Genomic DNA, 582 nt, shown 5'->3' on the forward strand with positions numbered 1-582 from the left:
TGCGTCGTCATAGGCATCGCTGCGCAGCTGCGCGATCAGCAGCCGCGCTGCATGCCGGGCGATGTCTTCGGTGGCCTGCTTGGCGGTGGTCAGCGGCGGCCACGACTGGCGCGAGAACGGGCTGTCCTCGAAGCCGGCGATGGACAGGTCGTAGGGCACGTTCATGCCGGCCGACTTGGCCGCGGCCAGCACGCCGGCGGCGATTTCATCGTTGGAGCCGAAGATCGCGGTGGGCGGTTCGCGCAGCGCCAGCAGCCGGCGTGCGCCGCGGAAGCCGTCGTCGAAGGTGTAGTCGCCCTGCACCACCAGGTGCTTGTCGATGCTCATGCCGTAGTCGCGCAGCGCCGCTTCGTAGCCGGCATAGCGTTCGCCGCTGGAGCGGTGCGAGGTGCCGCCCCACAGGAAGCCGATGCGCTGGTGGCCCAGCTGGATCAGGTGTTCGGTGATTTCATAGGCCGCTTCGCGGTCATCGACGAACACACACGCGCCATCTTCGGGGTCGGCGGTGGCGGCGATGATGCGCACCAGCTTGATGCCGCGCGCGGTCAAGGCCGCCACCAGGTCGCGGCGTTCGGACATCGG

1 protein-coding gene is annotated in these 582 nt (G+C 68.9%); it reads right to left on the minus strand.

The window, feature by feature from the left end:
• On the minus strand, positions 1–582 hold a 582-nt coding region (locus tag DBR34_RS24120), incomplete at both ends, for a substrate-binding domain-containing protein (RefSeq protein WP_258224147.1).

The sequence above is a fragment of the Stenotrophomonas sp. HMWF003 genome (assembly GCF_003061285.1).
Classification (GTDB): domain Bacteria; phylum Pseudomonadota; class Gammaproteobacteria; order Xanthomonadales; family Xanthomonadaceae; genus Stenotrophomonas; species Stenotrophomonas maltophilia_AP.